The organism is Paenibacillus sp. FSL H3-0333 (genome assembly GCF_038002805.1).
Taxonomy (GTDB): Bacteria; Bacillota; Bacilli; order Paenibacillales; family Paenibacillaceae; genus Paenibacillus_AQ; species Paenibacillus_AQ silagei.
In genome coordinates this window covers 1,899,553-1,917,745 of record NZ_JBBODG010000001.1, presented here as the reverse complement: position 1 = coordinate 1,917,745, position 18,193 = coordinate 1,899,553, and the positions used below count along the sequence as shown (strand labels likewise).

The window sequence follows — 18,193 nt, the reverse complement described above, 5'->3', positions numbered from 1 at the left end:
CCCCTAGTCTTACTGATATCCGGCTGCCTGTAACACAAAAAGGCCACAAAAATATGCCTTAGCATATTTTCGTAGCCAGAAATTTACGGTTCCCGGTAGAGACCCTTAAACCAATTATTAAGGATATACGAAAAGGACTATTCCAATGCTTATGAATAATCCCATCATAATCCAAAGACAACTTTCATGTCAATAAGAGTTATTAAAGTTAACATAAATATTCGATAAAGTGAGTTTAGGGCATGAATAAACATTTTAACACTAGAAAATCAGCCATTAATGTAACGTTAACTTACTCAAGTGGAGGTTGTCTCTCCATATTATCTGGCAGCACCTTCTCAAACACCGGAAAACCAGCGGTACGGCCGGGAAAACAAATCTCGCCTCTCTGCGAATACCCGAGCGAAGGATACAGCTTAAGCACCCTGTCATTCTTCGCATATGTATCAAGCCGGATGCTTCTATACCCGCTGCTGCGGGCGAATTCCTCGGCAAAGGCGATCAGCCGCCGGGCAATCCCTCTGCCCTGAATCTCGGGATGTACCGCAAGCCGGTGCATGATCAGATGCGGCCCCTGCTGCTGTTCCCATTCAATGCCTGCATATTGCTCCGCCTGATTCTCATCCAGCACAAGAATTCCGGCAATCGCCTCATGCTCCAGGCAGACAAATAAGGTTCCCTTGCCGATATCTTCACTAATGACTTCACGGTTAGGGTACCCTTCATCCCATTGATCGCTTCCGCCTGCCTGCATAACTTGTACACATTTGGCAATCAGATTCATGATCTCCTGGATTTCCTCACTCCGCGCTCTTCGTATCTCATTCCCCATCATGTGTGTTCCCCGCTTTCCTGCCTGAATAGTGACCCCGGTAAAGATTCTGTTAAGAAGTCTACCATATCCGGCCGGAAATTCCGAGAGCCCGCCTTATCCCAAAGTTCCCCATGTGCTATAGGGGCGGCGCAATATGCGCCAGCCCCCTATATAACCGCAGCCCTGGTCCGCTGCTGTTCCTGCGGCTCTGTCAGCCAAGCTCCAGCTTATGCCCGTCCTCGAAGCCCTTGGCGAAACCGGCGTCGAACCCCACGTTGTATGCTTCGGTGTAGCCCTGCTGATAGGCGTCTCCCGGCGGCAGTTCCGGCGGGACGCCCAGATCCGGGGGGAGCGGAATCACCTGCGGCACCAATGGTGTTTCAATTGCCGGTATGACCTGCACAGCGCGCACCCTACGTAACCGTCTGCGGAGTCTTCTTTTTCTGCGCAGCAGCAGGGATTTCTTCCCCGGCTTGCCGGGCAGACTCTTGCGCGATTTGCGTCCGGGACCTTTGCGTACCCGTGTCTTCCGCGACAGCAGCGGTCTACGTCTCTTGCCCTTGCCCTTGCCCTTGGAACCAAGCTTGCCCAGTCTCTTTCTCTTCATCATCTACGCCTCCTGTACTTCATCTACTCCTGGCGGTCCCCTCTGAGCAGACCTTGCTCAGCCAGGGGGCTGCAGGCACTCCTTCTTTGGGCTCATGCAGCGAAATACCGGATATCATCCGGCACATTGAACTCTGGTACCCGCTAAGAATCCTGATATTGTCGCTCAGCTTGCGGGCTGTCAGCTCCGATTGCCCCGTCACTTCAGCAATACTCTCGAGGATGGCTGCAAGCGCTGCCTGGCTGCGGGCGATCGAGCGGATCATCTCCAGCTTGACGGCGTGTTCGGAGAGCAGCCCGCCGCTCATTTGCTGTCGTCCCCGAAGCTGAAGCCCTCGCCATCCCCGCCGAAATCGCCGCCCTCGTCTTCCCCGCTGCCCAGCACCGCCTTCAGATTGCTGTACAGCCCGTTCTCCAGCTTCGTCAGCCCCTCTACCATTTCCACGATTACCTCGTGAATAGAGATGGATTCCTTCAACTGGTCTTCGTGGGAGTCGAACGCTCTAGCGTGGATATGATGATGGGTCCACTGCTTCACTTTTTCCGCTTCCACCGCTTTGGCCTCGAGAATCATCGCGATGTTCCACTGGATGGCAGCGGTCGACTCCAGCATTTGCAGATATGCCTTTTCTCTGCTCATCCTCCGCCTCCTTGCTCAGGTTACACGTTACCCTTACTCTTCTTCCTGACCGTTTAATTCCTTGATGACCCTGCCTACTCCCTCAGCCATCGCCTCTTCAAGATCGGCAAGTGCATTGAGGTAAGCAATGATATTTTTGTTGACTTGGCCTGAGCTTTCCACCAGCCCACTGAATCCGCCGAAATCAGGGTCCGCATCCGGCAGATCGTGAACTATTTGCGACATACGGACGGCTACGTGGCGTTCGGCGTCGAGAATCCGTGCCATTTGTTCGTGCGTATGGGCCATGTGCTGCAGGACTTTTGTAATTTTACTCTGCACCTTCATGTCTCCTTTGCTCAAACGCCCTGCTACAGCATATGCGGCATCCGCCTTGACGGTGCCGGAGAAGCGCCGCAAGTTGGGCTGGGACATGTCGCAAGATGACCATTAATTTCAACGTTCGAATCCCCGTGTCCGCTTCCGCTTCAAGGTACGGAGAAGGCTGCAAACTGGAGCATATTATTGACAAGGAACAGGACGGCAGACTATGCTTGGCTGAAAATACTTCCTAATGGTGTATGTCCGCATCTATGTACCCACATTAGAACTGGAGGCAATCTATGAAACTTACAGGTGAACACCTGGACCTATCTCCTCTAAGCGCATCCGAGCTGGCGTTAGCCTTAGAGAATTACGCCGGGCTGGAGCAGGCGCTGGGCCTGAACGTGACGGCAACCGCAACCCTGCTGGACGATGAAGAGATGCGCTATGCGCTGCGGGTCAGGCATGCGAAGGTACTACAGGATGAAGAGAACTACTGCTGGCTGACCATGTGGGCCATCATCCACCGGGAGCAGCGGCAGCTCATCGGCTTCCTGATTCTCAAAGGCTGCCCGAACGAGCAAGGGGAGGTCATCGTTGGTTATGTCCTGGACGAGAGATACCGGGGCCAAGGCTATGCCACAGAAGCACTGCGGCAGATCACCGCCTGGATCTTCAGCCATCCCGGCGCACGCTGGGTCACTGCAGATACCGAGAAGGACAACCTCGCCTCCCACCGTGTCCTGCAGCACCTGGATGCAGAGCTATACCGCGAGACCGAGGATTTATTCTGGTGGCGAATCGCCCGGCCAGCCAGTGACTGATGGTGATGAGCTGAAGACGTTTAGCTGAGGGCGTTGAGCTGAAGGTTGCTAGCTGGGGCGATATGCTGCGAACGATATGCTGGTGGCTGCATGCTTGGGCAATAAGTAGAGACGTTTAGCTGAGGCTGCTAGCTGGGGGCGATGAGTGAAGACGTTAAGCTGAGGCTGCATGCTGGCGGCGATGAGTTGAAGACGTTAAGCTGAGGCTGTAAGCTGGCGGCGATGAGCTGGCTGCTGCACTGCCCATCGGGGCAGCTCGAACGACTTTGGATCCCTGCGCCCGCTTGCGGCGGGTTTCAGGGGCATTTGTGCCTCATTTCCGCCCAACCCCGACTTTTGCCCGATTCAAGGGTATTAGTGCTCCTCATTTCCGGCCAGCGCCGACTTTCTCCGCATTCAGGGGCATTTGTGCTCTTCATTTCCGCCCAACCCCGACTTTTGCCGGATTCAGGGGCATTTGTGCTCTTCATTTCCGCCGAACGCCAACTTTCTCCGGATTCAAGTGTATTTGTGCTCTTCATTCCAGCTTCCAGCCCACTTCTAGCGAATTCAGAGGGATTTATCCCTTTCATTCCAGCCGCCAGCCCATTCCCGGCAAATTCAGAGGGATTTATCCCTTTAGTTACCTTTGACCATTCAAGTTCCTCTCCGCCGCCCTACATTAATCGCCCCCACCAAGCGGAAACGGCTTTGCCGTCCTTTTAATGGACAGTACCGTTTCGGCGAGAAATAGAAGGATAAGTTATCGTGTGAAACATATAAATTCTTCTATTTCCAAAAAAAAGCCGCCCCTCAGGGCAGCGTATCTCTCAGCTTATCTCCGGCTTCTCGCAGAGACTGGAAGGTTCCCGCGTCGCTCCACCAGCCTTGCAGCACATCGTAGCTCAGCTTGCGCTCAGCAGCATACAGGTTGTTCACATCGGTAATCTCCAGCTCTCCTCTTCTGGAAGGCGAAATCCGGCGGATGATATCGAATACTGCTTCATCGTACATATATATGCCTGTAACACAGAATTTTGTCTTCGGCTGCTCCGGCTTCTCTTCAATGTAAGCTATCAGGGAGGCATCGGCGCTGTCAAACACCGGAACCCCGTATCTGCGCGCATCCTCCACAGGCTTCAGGAGCACCTTCGCGGTCCCCGCCGGCTGCTGCAGGTAGCTCTTCACGTAAGGCTCCAGACTATCCATGAACAGATTATCTCCCAGCAGCACGACAAACCGTTCCCCCGTCAGGATGAATCCTTCCGCCAGCTCCAGCGCTTCCGCGATGCCGCCTGCCGCCTCCTGGATTTTGTAAGTCAGCGATACGCCGAATTCCGCACCGCTGCCCAAAAAGTCAGTGTACTGTCCTGCGGACTGTTTGCTGATGACCAGGAGAATATCGGTGATCCCCCCCTGGCGCAGCCGCTCAATCCCGTAGCACACCATAGGGTATTTGCCGACCGGAAGCAAATGTTTGTTCATCAGCCGGGTGAGCGGGTATAGCCTTGTTCCTGTTCCGCCTGCCAGTATGACTCCTTTCACTTACGTTCCTCCTCTTTCTCTACGTCTTTTGCCTTCGGCCAGCGGCCTCAGATGAACTGCGCCGGGTCCACTTGCCATTTCTCTATAAATAACCTGCGGTTGCGCTCCACCAGCTCCTGCAATGAGGCGGAATAGACCTCCTTGAAGCTGGCGCTGCCTTCATGATGAACCAGGCAATCTCCGGCAATCAGCAGCCGGTATCCCTGCAGCCGGGCACGGTAGCAGTAATCGTCATCCTCATAATGGCCCGGCGAGAATCGTTCATCGAGCAGGCCGATCGCGTCCATAAGCTGTCTTTTGAATAAAAAACACAGACCTACAAGCCTTCGGGTCTCCACCCACTTGTCTGCATCGGGAATATTGGCCCGGAGCGCCTCGGCATGGAAGCCTGCAATATCGGTATAGCCGGTCTGCACCTGCTGCCGTCCGCTGGCATAATTCGTCACCGGTCCGACAATTCCTATATCGGGGGCACTGTACAAGGCGCTCTTCAGATTATCCAGCCAGCCTTGCGACACAATGACGTCATTGTTCAGCAGCAGCAGCTCTTCCCCCGCAGCCAGCTGCAGCCCAATATTGCAGGCCAGCGGAAAACCGCGGTTCTCCGGGAGGGAAATGAACGTCAGCTTGCTGGCGCGGCAATAGGCTTCGGTACCATCATCCGAGGCATTGTCCACTACAATAATCTCATAGGCTGACCGGGTATGCGCTCTGATCGATTCGACGCAGGAACGCAGCAGCCCAAGCCTGTTATACGTAGGAATAATAATGCTCGTCATTGTCATAACGCGTTCCTCCAGGCGGCAATCTGCCGGCGGTGCTCCAGCAAATTATCGGCCGACAGCTGCCCGCTGCTCTGCTGGTGGGCAATCACACAGACCAGGGCTTCCGCGTGATCACCGGCAATCAGCTGCTCCATGGCATTCCCGGCTCCCGTGTTCCCCTGTCGCAGCCGGTTTTGCTTGATCACATTCACCCCTCCGGCCTTCTCCACCCGCAGGCGGCCCAGAATGGAGAGCGCCAGCGCCCGAGGCGGCACCATCAGCTCGCGGTAGCCGATTCTCTCCAGCGCCCGGCGGGATAAGGCATGCGGAACCGCCGTCATGGAGCTTGCTCCAAGATCAGGGCGGCCCAGAACCTGATTCAGGTAGAGCTTGCAGCGGGTAACCGCATCACTTAGCCCGAAGGGCGGCAGCAGCGGATCAAGGTCATTGAGCGCCACATCCACCCCCCGGTCCACCGCAGCCACAAAAGAGGACAGCTGCCCGGCGGAGATCACCATATCGCCGTCCAGAAACAACAGGATATCTCCCCGGCTAAGCTTGGCGCCAAGAGAACGTCCCACATCATGTCCGGCAGATTCCGGAATGTACACTATACTTGCCTGAGCACATAGCCGGGTCCGCTGAAAGCTGCGGTCATTACATCCATTGAGCACAACAATAATTTCTTGCGGCTTCAGGCGTTCCACCTGCTCCAGCAGCTTCGGCAACGTCTGCTCCTCATTCCTGGCCGAGATAATTACCGACAGCGAACCCTGCGATGCCGGCAGGGACAGGCCCCTACGCCCGGAAGCGGGCTTCCGCTTGGACCGGGAGAGGCCAGGGCCCGCCGCCACAGGCTTGTTGCGGCGCTTCGCGGACCGCCGCTTAGCCGCGCCTCCACGCACTACTGCGCTGCGTCTGGCGGCGCGGCCTGTAGAGCCGCTGCTTCCAGGCGCAGTACGCCCCGCTGAAGACCGGCCGCTGACGGATACTTCCCGCGCTCCCATCATCTCACCATCTCCCTTCGCCGGATGCCGTCCCCGAAGCCTGCCCGGCCGCCCTTGCGTTCCAGCACCATTGCTACAGCATCCAGGTGGTCTCTGAGGATAGCCTCCTGCAGAAGATCACTGCCGCTGTGCTTCCGGCGGACCGCATTCATCCTGCCCACAGGCACGTTATGCACCGCCGTCACCACCAGGCCCTCCAGTACCGCCTGCGCATGTGCGAGCGGCGGCCTCGACAGCAGACCGCTGCCCAGAACATCCAGCGCCCTGCGGCTAATCGCATGAGGAACGGCGGTCAAGGAGCAGCCCTTCAGCTCAGACCTTCCGAGCAGAAGATTCAGCACATGCTTGGATAACACCACCGGATGCGGAAATCTGCTGCGGACCGGGCCGGAATAATCATTCAAGGCCAGATCCGCTCCGCCGCTGACCGCGGTCACGAAGGGACGCAGCTGCGAGGCGGGGATCACCAGATCCCCGTCTGTGAACAGCAGAACCGCTCCCTTCGCCGCCTCCGCGCCTACGCTTCGCCCGACATCGTGTCCGAGCGGCTGTTCATACACAATTACGTTAGCTCCGCAGGAGCGCGCAATATCTGCGGTCTGATCCGCAGAACCGTTAACAATCACAATAACCTCACAGCGGGGATGAACGCCTCTGGCTCCGGCAATCACTGCGGCAATCGTTGCCGCCTCATTCATGGCCGGAATAATAACCGACACCTCAGGCTGCGGATGATTCACCGCAGGCGGCAGTGCAGCAGGCCGTCGTGCTGTCCGGGTTGCCCGCCGCCCCGTGCGGCGGGCAGATGCTCCTTTTCTTTTCATGCCATCCACCTTCCTTCACAGGGCTGCTCCCGGGCTGAGGGTTACACCATAGTCTATGTATCCCGCCACCCCCGGTAACGGCAAGTGTCTCCCTGAGCGCAGATAATTGGACAAATGCCGCTATGCGCCTCCACCCGGCAATAGGCCGCCAGGAGAGCGCTTACAGGAGGAGGAACACTTCCGATCATCAGCAACAGGAGTATATTAAAGCAGCTACAACACTTCTCCCGGCCTCTCTTCTTGTACAATTAGCAGAAATGAATAGCGTGAAGCCTATAAACGCTGGCGTAATCATGCACAAAAGGCGCAACCCACGGCTGCGCCTCATGTACAATCTATTCTGCCCTGAATCAATCAAAAGCACGATGCTCCACAGCAGGTTTGACCAGCGGAGTGCCGAGCGCAATCCACGACAGCACGCCATAGAAATGCTGGGTCTCGCGCAGCCGCACCACCTCAATCGTCGCTCCTCCGCCCGTTCTGTTCTTAAGCGAGGCATGGAAGTACGGCTGGTTAGCCATGGCAACCAGCACATAGCCGGTATGGCCGAAGCTCTCGTCAAAAGAAACCGTCACCTCCACACTCTCCGCCTCACCATTGAACATGAACGCCGTCATCCCGAACTGCTGCAAAACATCGCGATTCCCGACACTCTGCACCGGATGGAAGGACAGATGCTCCGCATTGACTGATCCGGGCGCCAGATGATCCCCGTTCACTGCACCCTGAGCAATATGATGGCTCTGGATGCTGTCTTCTTCCAAATGCCGGGACTGGACGGCAAAGGGAGCGATTTTGGCAGCCTTCACCGCCTCATCCTGCAGTTCAGAGCTTCCTACCGCACCTTCAGCCAGATGGCCGGTGCCGACGCTGTGAATCGCAAGCTTCGCTCCGTTCACACTATGGTCAGGGAGCAGCTCGGAGGTCAGCGTATCCCCGGCCAGATGCTCGAGGCCTATACTACCAGGACGGATATGGCGTCCGTCAACGATTCCGGGAGCCAGATGGCCTCCGTAAATGCTGCCCGGAGCCAGATGATTAGGCCCCACCGCTCCTGGCGCCAGCTTGCTGCCGTCTATACTGCCCTCACCCAGCAGCTCGGAGGTCAGCGTGTTCTCGGCCAGATGCTCACGCCGGATGCTGCCCGTGCGGAGATGGCCGCTATCCACTGAATCAGGCGCCAGATGATCTCCGTTCACTACACCCTGAGCAATATGATGACTCTGGATGCTGTCTTCTTCCAGATGCCGGGACTGGACGGCAAAGGAAGCGATTTTGGAAGCCTTCACCGCCTCGTCCTGCAGCTCAGTGCTGCCTACCGCACCTTCAGCCAGATGGCCGGTGCCGACGCTGTGAAGCGCAAGCTTCTCTCCGGTAACACTATGGTCAGGGAGCAGCTCGGAGGTCAGCGCATCCCCGGCCAGATGCTCGAGGCCTATACTACCAGGACGGATATGGCGTCCGTCAACGATTCCGGGAGCCAGATGGCCTCCGTAGATACTGCCCGGAGCCAGATGATTAGAGCCCACCGCTCCTGGCGCCAGCTTACTGCCGTCTATGCTGCCCTCACCCAGCAGCTCGGAGGTCAGCGTATTCTCGGCCAGATGCTCACGCTGAATGCTGCCCGCGCGGAGATGGCTGCTACCCACTGAATCAGGCGCCAGATGATCCCCGCTTATCGCATTCTGAACAATGTGGTAGCTCTGCACGCTGTCTTCTTCCAGATGCCGGGACTGAATGGCAAAGGAAGAGATTTTGGAACCATCCACCGCCTCATCCTGAAGCTCTGAGCTTCCCACTGCCCCTTCCGCCAGATGCCTGGTTCCAATGCTGTGAGGAGCAACCTTCCCCCCTGTAATACTGTCATCCTGCAAAAGCTCGGAGGTCCGGGCATCCTGGGCCAGATGCTCCAGGCCGATGCTGCCGGGACGGATATGACAGCTATCCACGGCTTCAGGCGCCAGGTGACCTCCGTAGATGCTGCCGGAAGCCAAATGGATAGAGCCCACGGAACCCGCGGCCAGCTTGCTTCCACTAATACTGCCATCCGGCAGCAGCTCCGCACTTCTGGTTTCCTCCGCGAGATGCGCCAGCCGGATAATTCCCGGCCCCAAATGGCGATCCCGGATTACTCCGCCTGCAAGATGTTCTGCGTTCACGCTCTGCGGCTGGAGATGCTGCGAACCCACTGCGCCTTCAACCAGCTTGCTTCCACCTATACTGCCATCCGGCAGCAGCTCTGCACTTCTGGTTTCCTCCGCGAGATGCGCCAGCCGGATAATTCCTGAGCCCAAGTGATGCTCCTGGATGGCTCTACCGGCAAGATGCTCTGCGTCCACGCTCTGCGGCTGAAGATGCTGCGAATCCACTGCGCCTTCGGCCAGCTTGCTTCCACCTATACTGCCATCCGGCAGCAGGTCCGCACTCTTCGTCTCCTCAGCCAAATGCGCCAGCCGGATAATTCCTGAGCCCAAATGACGCTCCTGAATTACTCTGTCTGCAAGATGCTCTGCGTCCACGCTCTGCGGCTGGAGATGCTGCGAATCCACTGCGCCTTCAGCCAGCTTGCTTCCACCTATACTGCCATCCGGCAGCAGCTCCGCACTCCTCGTTTCCTCAGCCAAATGCGCCAGCCGGATAATCCCCGCCCCGAGATGACGCTCCTGAATTACTCCGCCAGCAAGATGCTCTGCGTCCACACTCTGCGGCTGGAGATGCTGCGAATCCACTGCGCCTTCAGCCAGCTTGCTTCCGCCTATGCAGCCATCCGGCAGCAGGTCCGCTCCCCGCGTATCGGAAGCCAAATGACTGAGCTGAATGCTGCCGGCGCGGATATGCCGGCTGCTTACTGCATCCGCAGCCAGGTGGCCGCCATACACACTGCCTGCAGCCAAATGGAAGGCCCCTACCACTCCTGCTCCCAGCTTGCTGCCTGCGATGCTGCCATCCGGCAGAAGATCCGCGCTGCGCGTCTCTTTGGCCAGATGGGCCAGCGTAATCTCTCCGGCACCGATATGCCGGGCTTCCACCGCTGCCTGCGCCAAATGAACGGCCTGCACACTCGCTTCAGCCAAGTGAACCGATTCTACAGCACCCGCTGCCAGCTTCTGCGCGCCAATGCTTCCGTCGGGCAGTAGCTCCGCACTGCGGACCTCCTCCGCCAGATGCGCCAGACTAATGCCGCCATCCGCGAGATGCCGCCCTTCCACGGAGGCCTCCGCCAGCTGGCTTCCGCCCACACTGCCGGGAGTAAGATGGCGGGATGCTACCGCTCCCTCAGCCAGCTTCGAGCCGCTGATGCTGTCATCCTGAATCTGGATGGAGGAGACAGAGCTTGGAGTAAGATGTCCGTTGCCGATCGACATCGGCCGGATATGCGCTCCGCCCACGCTGCCAGCCGCCAAATGTCTGCCTTGCACAGACGTATCCTTAAGCGAATCCGGGCCGACAGCGCCTGCCGACAGATGCTCAGTCTGCACTGCTGAGGCTGCCAGCTTCTCCGCGCTTACACTGCCGTCCGCCAGCTTAATTGAAGTTACGGCCAGATCACCGAGTTTATCCGTTGAGACACTCTCCGGCGATAGCTTCAGCGAAGTGACGGCATAGTCGGCCAAATGATGCGGCTGTACAATCGCAGCAGTGAGATGGGCCTCCTTGACGGCACCGGAGGACAGCTTATCTGCCGTTACCGAACCGGATTGCAGCGCGGATGAAGTCACACTGCTGTCTCCCAAATGCCGTCGTTCGATGGCGCCGGATGCCAGATGACTGGCGTCTACAGCCTCCTCCTGCAGCACCCGCCCGCTGATGCTGCCATCCGCCAGGTGCTTCTCCTCCACGGCGCAGACCGCAATATGCTCTCCGCTGACCGCTTCTTTTGCCAGAATCGCCCCCCCGACCGCGCCCGTGGCCAGCTTGGCGGTAATGATGCTGCCGTCCGCCAGCTTGGCTGCAGTAATACTCTGGGGGCTAATATGTTCTCCTGTAACGGATTCATATCCCAGTTGTTCTTCCGTAACTGCTCCTTTGGCCAAATGGCCGGTCAGGACGGAATGCTCCTGCAACTGGACTGAGCCTACAGATTCTGCGGCCAGATGAGAATGATCCACGGCCTCGCGCTGTAAATGTGCCGAAGTGACCGCCTGCGCGGCAATCTGAGCACTGCGCACTGCGGATTTCGCAATATGACGCGTCATCACGGCTTCGTCAGCCAGCTTATGGGCCAGAATGCTCTGATCCGCGATTTTGGAAGAGGTAACCGCCTGCTCAATCAGCTGCGCAGTTCCTACCGCACCGTCCGCCAGCTTCACAAAAGAAATGCTGCGGTCTGCCAGATGACGGCTGCCAATTTCACCTTCGCCGATATGGTCCGCATGGATGCTCTCCGGGTTAATGTGCTGGCTGCGGATAGCCTTCGCCGCGATCTGCCGGGACCCGGTTGCCCCATCTGCGAGATGCCCGCTCTCAATAATACCGGGCTGCAGCTGCTCCTTGCCGATCAGGCGCGCCGCCAGCTGTTCCCGTCCAATGGCGCCCGGTGCCAGATGCCTCGCGGTAATGACGCCTTCCCCCACATGCCGGCTCTCGATCACTGCATCACCCAGCTTGACACCGCTGATCTCGCCATCGGCGATTTTGTCGGCGGATACCGCTTCGTCAGCCAGCTTAGAGCGGTCAATACTGCCGTTGCTGAGATGGCGGCTGTCAATACTGCTGCTGAGAATCTTCTCACCAGTCACTGCCCCATCATCCAGCAGCTCCGCTGTGATAATGAACTCACTGAGATGCCGGCTGCTGATGGCACCATCGGCAATATGTCCTCCGCTGATCATCCGGTCTGCCAGCTTCTCCGGACCGACGCTGCCATCCTTCAGCTTCTCGCCACCGATGGAGTGATCCAGTAGCTTGCCCCCGCTGACACTGCTCTCCGCCAGATGCTCACCGGTAACGGACTCCGGCGCTATCTTCGAGGAGGTAACCGCCCGGTCCGCAAGGTTGATGCTCTGCACTGCATAGTCCTGCAGCCAGGGTGTGCCGATGATGCCATGCTTTAGCCTGGACCCGTCAATGGTTCGTGGAGCAATCTTGGCACCGGTGACGGCGCCATCGGACAGATCATCGGTGTATACGGGCTGCAGGCGTTCTTTTTCCGGTGGAGCTGTTACCTCCGCTTCTAGCAGGGCAGCAGGGCCTTCCTGCTGGCGTTCCTCTTCCGTCACCGTTCCCTGATTCCCCTCCGGTGCAGGCACAGTCTGCTGGAGAGGCGCGGTCACTTCCAGCATCTCCACCGCGCTCACCTGCAGGGCAAGGTCTTCTCCCTCTGCCACTTCCACCCATTCCAATTCCTGGTTTCTTTGTGTTTTGGGACTGCTGTCTAGCATGCTAAGTTCAGTCGTATCGGGATTATCCACGTAATAGAGCGGTCTTTTGGAACTGCGCTGCTGTTTTCGTTTGGGACTCTTCACAAGCAGTCTCCTCCTTCCATCTGTTGTATCTTCTAGGCATCATATGCAGCAGCATGGGCGGATGACACCCTTCCCCTTGCCGGTAATCCAATCTTCTCCTTTCAAAAAAGGGCATCTGCCGCCGCGCATCCGTCCAACCCTTACGGGCACGTACATACATACAATGACAGGAGACATAAAAACAGCCGGGAAGTACTTCAAGATAACAGGAGGAACGAACATGGGGCAAAAGCTCGTTGGGATAATGCTAAATGCCGCTATGCACGGGGGCGTTCCCCGGTTAAAAACCGGACAGGAATCTCTGGCCAACTACGAAGAGGCCGCCGCCGCATACGGATTAACCCCTTGCTTTGTGAAGCTGTCCGACATCGACGTGGCGTCCGGCTTCAGCAGTGTCTATATGAAGAAAGGTCCGCAAGGCTACCGCAGACAGATCGTCCCTACGCCGGAGGTCATCCACAACCGGGCAATCTATGATCCCCGCAGCACCGGCGTCGAGCGCCTGCTCCGGCAGGGAATTCAGGTCTATAACAGCTGCAACCGCTACGGCAAGGATCAGATTCACGGCCTGCTGGAGCGCAGCCGCGAACTGCAAGCTTATCTGCCGGTCACTGCAAGCGGACTCTCCAGCCTGAGGGAGATGATGGGCCGCTACCCGGATCTGATCCTCAAGCCTTGCCGGGGCAGCGTGGGTAACGGTGTGATGCGGCTCACCCGCAGCGGCGAAGGGCGCTGGCTCTGGAGCTACTCTCTATCTGGCTCAAGACGCAAGGTTAGCAGATCCGTTAACCCGGACGCCCTTCCCCGTGTCCTCCGCGCCCGGCTCTCTTCTGTGCCCTATCTGGTCCAGGAACGGATTCCGCTGGCCGAGATTAACGGACGCCCCTTTGACCTGCGTGTTACGGTACAGCGGGGCTGGGGCGGAGCGTGGCAGGTCACCGGCCTGTTCGCCAAGCTCGCCGCTCCAGGCGGCTTTGTATCGAACATTGCCAGAGGAGGCGAAGCCCTGAAGTCCTCTTTTGCCCTGGAGCAGGCATTCCCTGGAGAAGAGGCAGCCAGAATCCGTATGTCCGTCCTCTCACTCAGTCTCGCCCTCGCTCGTGAGCTGGAGAAGAGTCTGCCGGGGCTGGCCGATATCGGTCTGGACATCGGTGTCACGAAGCACGGACATCTCTATTTCATTGAATGCAACGGGCGCGACCAGCGTTACGGCTTCCAGAAGGCCGGACTGCGCGGGGTATGGAAAGACAGCTACCGCCAGCCTATGGGCTATGCCAGATACCTGTACGAAGAAGCATTAAGAATGAACTCTTATTGATTTGTCTCCTATTCTATGTCAATATAATGCAGAGCGGGTGGAGTCCCTTGGCACAGGATAACACTGCTGCATGATGGAAGGGAGATGGGCATGGTTAAACAATTGCTGCGGCTGATGACCGAGCTATCCTCGCACAGATGGCTTTCCAGGTTGATGGGAGCTTTATCCCACAGCAGACTCAGCCGCCTTATGATTCCGGTATTTATTCGTTCCTATCAGATTCCTGCCGCCGAGGCGGAGAAGGCTGCCGGAGAATACCGTACACTGAATGAATTCTTCAGCCGCCGCCTGAAGCCGGGGATGCGCCCGGTGGCCAGCGGTGAGCATGCCGTAGCCAGTCCTGTAGACGCGATGATTACGGCAATGGGCGAAATCAACTGCGGCACGATAATGAATGTGAAGGGGCAGGATTATACGCTGGAGGATTTGCTTAATCACTCACCACACCTCGAACTGTACAAGAAAGGCTATTATTTCGTCCTCTACTTAAGCCCTACCGATTATCACCGGATTCACTCCCCGTTAACCGGACAGCTGAGGGAGAGCGATTATATCCGGGGACGGGCTTACCCCGTGAATGATTTCGGCATGCGCCATATGAAGAGTGTCCTGAGCCGTAACGAACGGCTGATTACTTATATAGCCGGCAGCTATGGCGAGACCGCCGTGGTCAAGGTAGGCGCAATGAATGTGAGCAGTATCCGCTACACCGATGAGGCAGCCAGAGAATGGCAGCGCGGCGACGACCTGGCATATTTCGAATTCGGTTCCACGGTAGTCCTGCTGATGGAGAGCGGCACCTTCACCCCGCGCCCCGGGCTGGCCCCGGATACGAAGGTGAAGATGGGCGAGCTGCTGGGAGAGATGCGGCGGCCGTTGTAACACAATCTATTCAAAAAGGACTTCAGGCTGTTTCTGCCTAAAGTCCTTTTAATATGCAGATATTTCATGGTTATTTAGCATTCCTTTTTAGGTTTATAGCTTACATTATGATAGTTTTCATCCAATTATTGGATATGACACTCATTTATGCCTATGTATGCTTCATTTGGGTAAAGTCAACTTCATGCCATGCGTAGCCAAGGAGAATTGGTGGAATATATACTGGTCTACCCCATTCGTATTTCAAATCCAGCATAAGTTCTCCCAGCCATAATTCTCCCTTTTCATCATATTGCATTTTCCATTTGCCGCTGGCAACCGCTTTTCCCTGCTCCATAAGAATACGAGCTTCATCATAAGAAAACTCAGTCCCTTTACTGTGCTCAATAGAATCAAGGGCTGCTTGATAATTCCGTTTCTGTTCTTCTTCTTTTTCTGAAGTAAAAGCTGAATCGTAAACCTCTGAGAAATCCAAGCCCTTAAGGCCGTGAAGTTCTACAAGGTCTTTAAATGCTTTAGTTACGAAAACTTGGACGACAGCTGTTTCCTTGATTTTAAACATATAGGTTTTTTCAGGTATTTTTGAAAAATCAAAAACAAATTTAATAAATCGCGCAAAGTTTCCTTTCCCAGTAAGCTTAATTTCTGAGCGGTTATACTCAACACAATCAATGACATTGGTGATGTTAAGCATAAACAAATTTAATTCAGGATGAGCTAACGGAAGAATTTCAACTTCTTCCGCAATAATTGGAAATAAAATATCCTTTACCTTCTCCGATACAATTGGTTGTCCAGATAAGTATCTTGGAAAATCATTGTATTTCCTTTTATTGTTAGTGTACAAGAGCGGTGGCGTCCACATCGGCATTTTAGATTGCCCTTTAAATTTCAACTCTATAGGATGCTCTGCACTCACAGACTTGTCCAGCATTAAATCGCTGGAATCTTCATTGGATCTTAAGCTATATACTTTCGTTTTTCTCCCCCCATATCGTTGCATTGCATAGTTTGTACTCATTAGTACGCAATTTCCCCTTGTTGTAGTGAAGGGTAGTTATGAAGCTTACTTGTAGGCATAGTTGATCCCAATTCCATGATACCAAAAAAAGGAGTATCCCAACGCCATTAAATGGCTGGAATACTCCCTTTATCATCCTCTATGCTAAGCTGAACGCAGCGCCGCTCCGGTTACTCCGTAACCTTACTCTGATTCGCCACCTCGCGGGCTTTCTGCTGCACCTCTTCCGGTTCGCCGAGGTAGAAGCGGCTGATCGGCTTCACATCGTCGTCGAGCTTGTAGACCAGCGGAACGCCGGTCGGGATATTGAGATCCAGCAGTGCGGTCTCGTCGATATCCTCCATATACTTGATCAAGGCCCGCAGCGTGTTGCCATGCGCCGAGATCAGGACCCGCTCCTTCTTGCGGATCAGCGGCACAATCCGGTTGGTCCAGAAATCTCCAACCCGGTGCACGGTATCCTCCAGGCTCTCGCCGCGCGGGATGTCACCCGGACGCACTTCCTTGTAGCGGATATCATGTCTGGCATAACGCGGATCATCCGGCTCCAGCATCGGAGGGCGGACCGAGAGGCTGCGCCGCCAGATATGGAGCTGCTCCTCACCGTATTTAAGGGCCGTTTCACTTTTGCTGAGGCCCTGTAGTGCACCGTAATGGCGCTCATTCAGCTTCCACGACTTCTGCACAGGAATCCACAGCAGGTCCATCTCATCCAGCACATAGTTCAGCGTCTTGATCGAACGCTTCAGCACCGAAGCGAATGCAAGATCGAAGGTGTATCCGTTCTCCTTCAGCAGCCGGCCCGCTTTCTTGGCCTCCTCCACGCCCTTCTCCGTCAGATCGGGATCACTCCAGCCCGTAAACAGATTCTGCCGGTTGTATTCACTCTCTCCATGCCGTATCAGAACGATTTCGTACATAAGTATTCTCCTTCTCCCGTGTATATTTTGCTGTGCTTTCCTTTATTTTGTCACAGCGCGGTGTCCGCTTCAACTTCTGGCCGGTCTTGCGGACTGGAGAGCCGCTATTTCAGTGATTCTGCCTGATTACGGAGGGCAAGCGGACTCAGATGCTCTTAAGTTTGCCTATACTCCTCTATTTCAGCTCCTATCAGTCAGATAACGGCCCCTGAGTCCGCGATGGGCGGAATAAGTAACTTTTTCGCAAAATAAGGTCCACACGGTCCGCATAGCACGCATAGCACGCATAGCACACGTAGCACACGTAGTACATGGCACACATAGCACATCAAGCACCCAAAGTATACCCAGCATATCTAGCCCCCGAAGCACCTATAACACACTCAGCACGATGCTCCCCCGCCGCTTCAGCGAATCTCTGACGGGCTCTTCCCGGTATGCTGCTTGAACTGGCGGCTGAAAAAGAAGATGTCCCTGTAGCCGAGCGCATCCGCCACCTCCGTGACGTTCATGCCCGCATACAGCAGCAGATGCTGAGCCCGTTCGATCCGTGCGCGAATCACATAGGACTGGACCGAGGAGCCGGTGATCTCCTTGAACTTGATCGAGAAATAGCGAGGGGACAGCCCTGCACGGGCGGCCAGATCCTCTACCCGGTGCGCCGCCCCGGGATGCTGGCTGACATAGTTGGCGACCTCGTGGATCACCTCCGCCAGCTGGTTGCTGACATGGCGCTCGACCGGCCTTGCCTGATCCTGCCGCAGCAGATGAATCATGAGCTGCTTCAGAATCAGACGGCCCTCCTCCTCCGCAGCGTAGGTCTGCACCAGGAACAGCCGGACATAACGGGCCAGCAGATGCTCGAACTCCACCGTCTCGGTCAGCTCGTGGTAGAACGCCGGCACCTCGGTCACCTCTTCGGTAACATCGAAGTGAATATATGTAAGCACAAGCGGCTTTTGCGGATTATGTGTGGCGCTGGTATAATCCCCCGGGCGGAACAGGAAGCAGCTTCCCTTCCCTACCTGATAGGGCACTCCTCCGCGCACAACAGTCCCCTCCCCGCTCCAGACGTAGAATAAATCGTAATTTTGCAGCGGCTTCTCTCTTTTTTGCCACTTCCAGCCCGGTTCACAGACAATCTTCGCCAGAGCCGGGAGGATTACAAAAGAGGATGGCGATGCATGCAGCATATGATTCCCTCCTATAGATATAGCGTAAGCTTACTTTTCATAATACCTTGTCCGGTTCCCATTTGTACATCTTCTGGGCTACGCATGG

General features: G+C 56.0%; 16 protein-coding genes and 1 riboswitch. Of the genes, 3 read left to right on the top strand and 13 right to left on the bottom strand.

Annotated elements, in window-relative coordinates; translation table 11 throughout:
* Positions 1-52: 52 nt before the first annotated feature.
* Positions 53-151, bottom strand: a riboswitch (purine riboswitch).
* A 141-nt stretch (positions 152-292) separates the two neighbouring features.
* The 5 genes from MHH78_RS08590 to MHH78_RS08570 form a co-directional block, all read right to left on the bottom strand.
* The gene (locus tag MHH78_RS08590) at positions 293-835 is read right to left on the bottom strand and encodes a GNAT family N-acetyltransferase (RefSeq protein ID WP_341167135.1); all 543 of its coding nucleotides are present in this window, start codon (positions 833-835) and stop codon (positions 293-295) included.
* Positions 836-1,025: 190 nt separating this feature from the next.
* Positions 1,026-1,424, bottom strand: a complete 399-nt coding sequence (locus MHH78_RS08585) for a hypothetical protein (RefSeq protein ID WP_341167134.1) — start codon at positions 1,422-1,424, stop codon at positions 1,026-1,028.
* Positions 1,425-1,440: 16 nt separating this feature from the next.
* Positions 1,441-1,728 (bottom strand): hypothetical protein, encoded by a 288-nt coding sequence (locus tag MHH78_RS08580; RefSeq protein ID WP_036701531.1) that lies wholly within the window; start codon positions 1,726-1,728, stop codon positions 1,441-1,443.
* Positions 1,725-2,060: a hypothetical protein gene (locus MHH78_RS08575; RefSeq protein WP_036727122.1), complete on the bottom strand. Its 336-nt coding sequence runs from the start codon at positions 2,058-2,060 to the stop codon at positions 1,725-1,727. The genes MHH78_RS08580 and MHH78_RS08575 overlap by 4 nt, the downstream gene beginning before the upstream one ends.
* A gap of 33 nt (positions 2,061-2,093) precedes the next feature.
* Positions 2,094-2,387 (bottom strand): nucleoside-diphosphate sugar epimerase, encoded by a 294-nt coding sequence (locus MHH78_RS08570; protein ID WP_081751236.1) that lies wholly within the window; start codon positions 2,385-2,387, stop codon positions 2,094-2,096.
* Between the two features lie 275 nt (positions 2,388-2,662).
* Here MHH78_RS08570 and MHH78_RS08565 point away from each other — a divergent pair, with 275 nt between their 5' ends.
* Positions 2,663-3,187, top strand: a complete 525-nt coding sequence (locus tag MHH78_RS08565; RefSeq protein ID WP_341167133.1) for a GNAT family N-acetyltransferase — start codon at positions 2,663-2,665, stop codon at positions 3,185-3,187.
* A gap of 792 nt (positions 3,188-3,979) precedes the next feature.
* Here MHH78_RS08565 and MHH78_RS08560 read toward each other — a convergent pair.
* The 5 genes from MHH78_RS08560 to MHH78_RS08540 form a co-directional block, all read right to left on the bottom strand.
* On the bottom strand, positions 3,980-4,711 hold the full coding sequence (locus MHH78_RS08560; RefSeq protein WP_341167132.1) for a sugar phosphate nucleotidyltransferase: 732 nt from the start codon (positions 4,709-4,711) through the stop codon (positions 3,980-3,982).
* 47 nt (positions 4,712-4,758) lie between these two features.
* Positions 4,759-5,496, bottom strand: a complete 738-nt coding sequence (locus MHH78_RS08555) for a glycosyltransferase family 2 protein (protein WP_341167131.1) — start codon at positions 5,494-5,496, stop codon at positions 4,759-4,761.
* A complete protein-coding gene (locus tag MHH78_RS08550; RefSeq protein ID WP_340827557.1) occupies positions 5,493-6,485 on the bottom strand; it encodes a glycosyltransferase family 2 protein in 993 nt (330 codons plus the stop codon). Before MHH78_RS08550 ends, MHH78_RS08555 begins: the two co-directional genes overlap by 4 nt.
* On the bottom strand, positions 6,482-7,306 hold the full coding sequence (locus MHH78_RS08545) for a glycosyltransferase family 2 protein (protein ID WP_341167130.1): 825 nt from the start codon (positions 7,304-7,306) through the stop codon (positions 6,482-6,484). The genes MHH78_RS08550 and MHH78_RS08545 overlap by 4 nt, the downstream gene beginning before the upstream one ends.
* A gap of 350 nt (positions 7,307-7,656) precedes the next feature.
* Positions 7,657-12,771: a WIAG-tail domain gene (locus MHH78_RS08540; RefSeq protein ID WP_341167129.1), complete on the bottom strand. Its 5,115-nt coding sequence runs from the start codon at positions 12,769-12,771 to the stop codon at positions 7,657-7,659.
* A 220-nt stretch (positions 12,772-12,991) separates the two neighbouring features.
* On the opposite strand from MHH78_RS08540, the gene MHH78_RS08535 reads away from it, so the two are divergent.
* Positions 12,992-14,089, top strand: coding sequence for a YheC/YheD family endospore coat-associated protein (locus MHH78_RS08535; protein WP_341167128.1), 1,098 nt, complete (start codon positions 12,992-12,994; stop codon positions 14,087-14,089).
* 90 nt (positions 14,090-14,179) lie between these two features.
* Positions 14,180-14,971 carry an archaetidylserine decarboxylase gene (asd, locus tag MHH78_RS08530; protein WP_341167127.1) on the top strand — a complete coding sequence of 264 codons (792 nt, stop codon included), beginning with the start codon at positions 14,180-14,182 and terminating at the stop codon, positions 14,969-14,971.
* Positions 14,972-15,122: 151 nt separating this feature from the next.
* Here asd and MHH78_RS08525 read toward each other — a convergent pair whose 3' ends face one another.
* The 3 genes from MHH78_RS08525 to MHH78_RS08515 form a co-directional block, all read right to left on the bottom strand.
* The gene (locus MHH78_RS08525; protein ID WP_341167126.1) at positions 15,123-15,992 is read right to left on the bottom strand and encodes an imm11 family protein; all 870 of its coding nucleotides are present in this window, start codon (positions 15,990-15,992) and stop codon (positions 15,123-15,125) included.
* Positions 15,993-16,162: 170 nt separating this feature from the next.
* Positions 16,163-16,912: a 2,3-diphosphoglycerate-dependent phosphoglycerate mutase gene (gene gpmA / locus MHH78_RS08520; protein ID WP_209994797.1), complete on the bottom strand. Its 750-nt coding sequence runs from the start codon at positions 16,910-16,912 to the stop codon at positions 16,163-16,165.
* 407 nt (positions 16,913-17,319) lie between these two features.
* Positions 17,320-18,105: an AraC family transcriptional regulator gene (locus tag MHH78_RS08515; RefSeq protein WP_341167125.1), complete on the bottom strand. Its 786-nt coding sequence runs from the start codon at positions 18,103-18,105 to the stop codon at positions 17,320-17,322.
* Between the last annotated feature and the right edge of the window lie 88 nt (positions 18,106-18,193).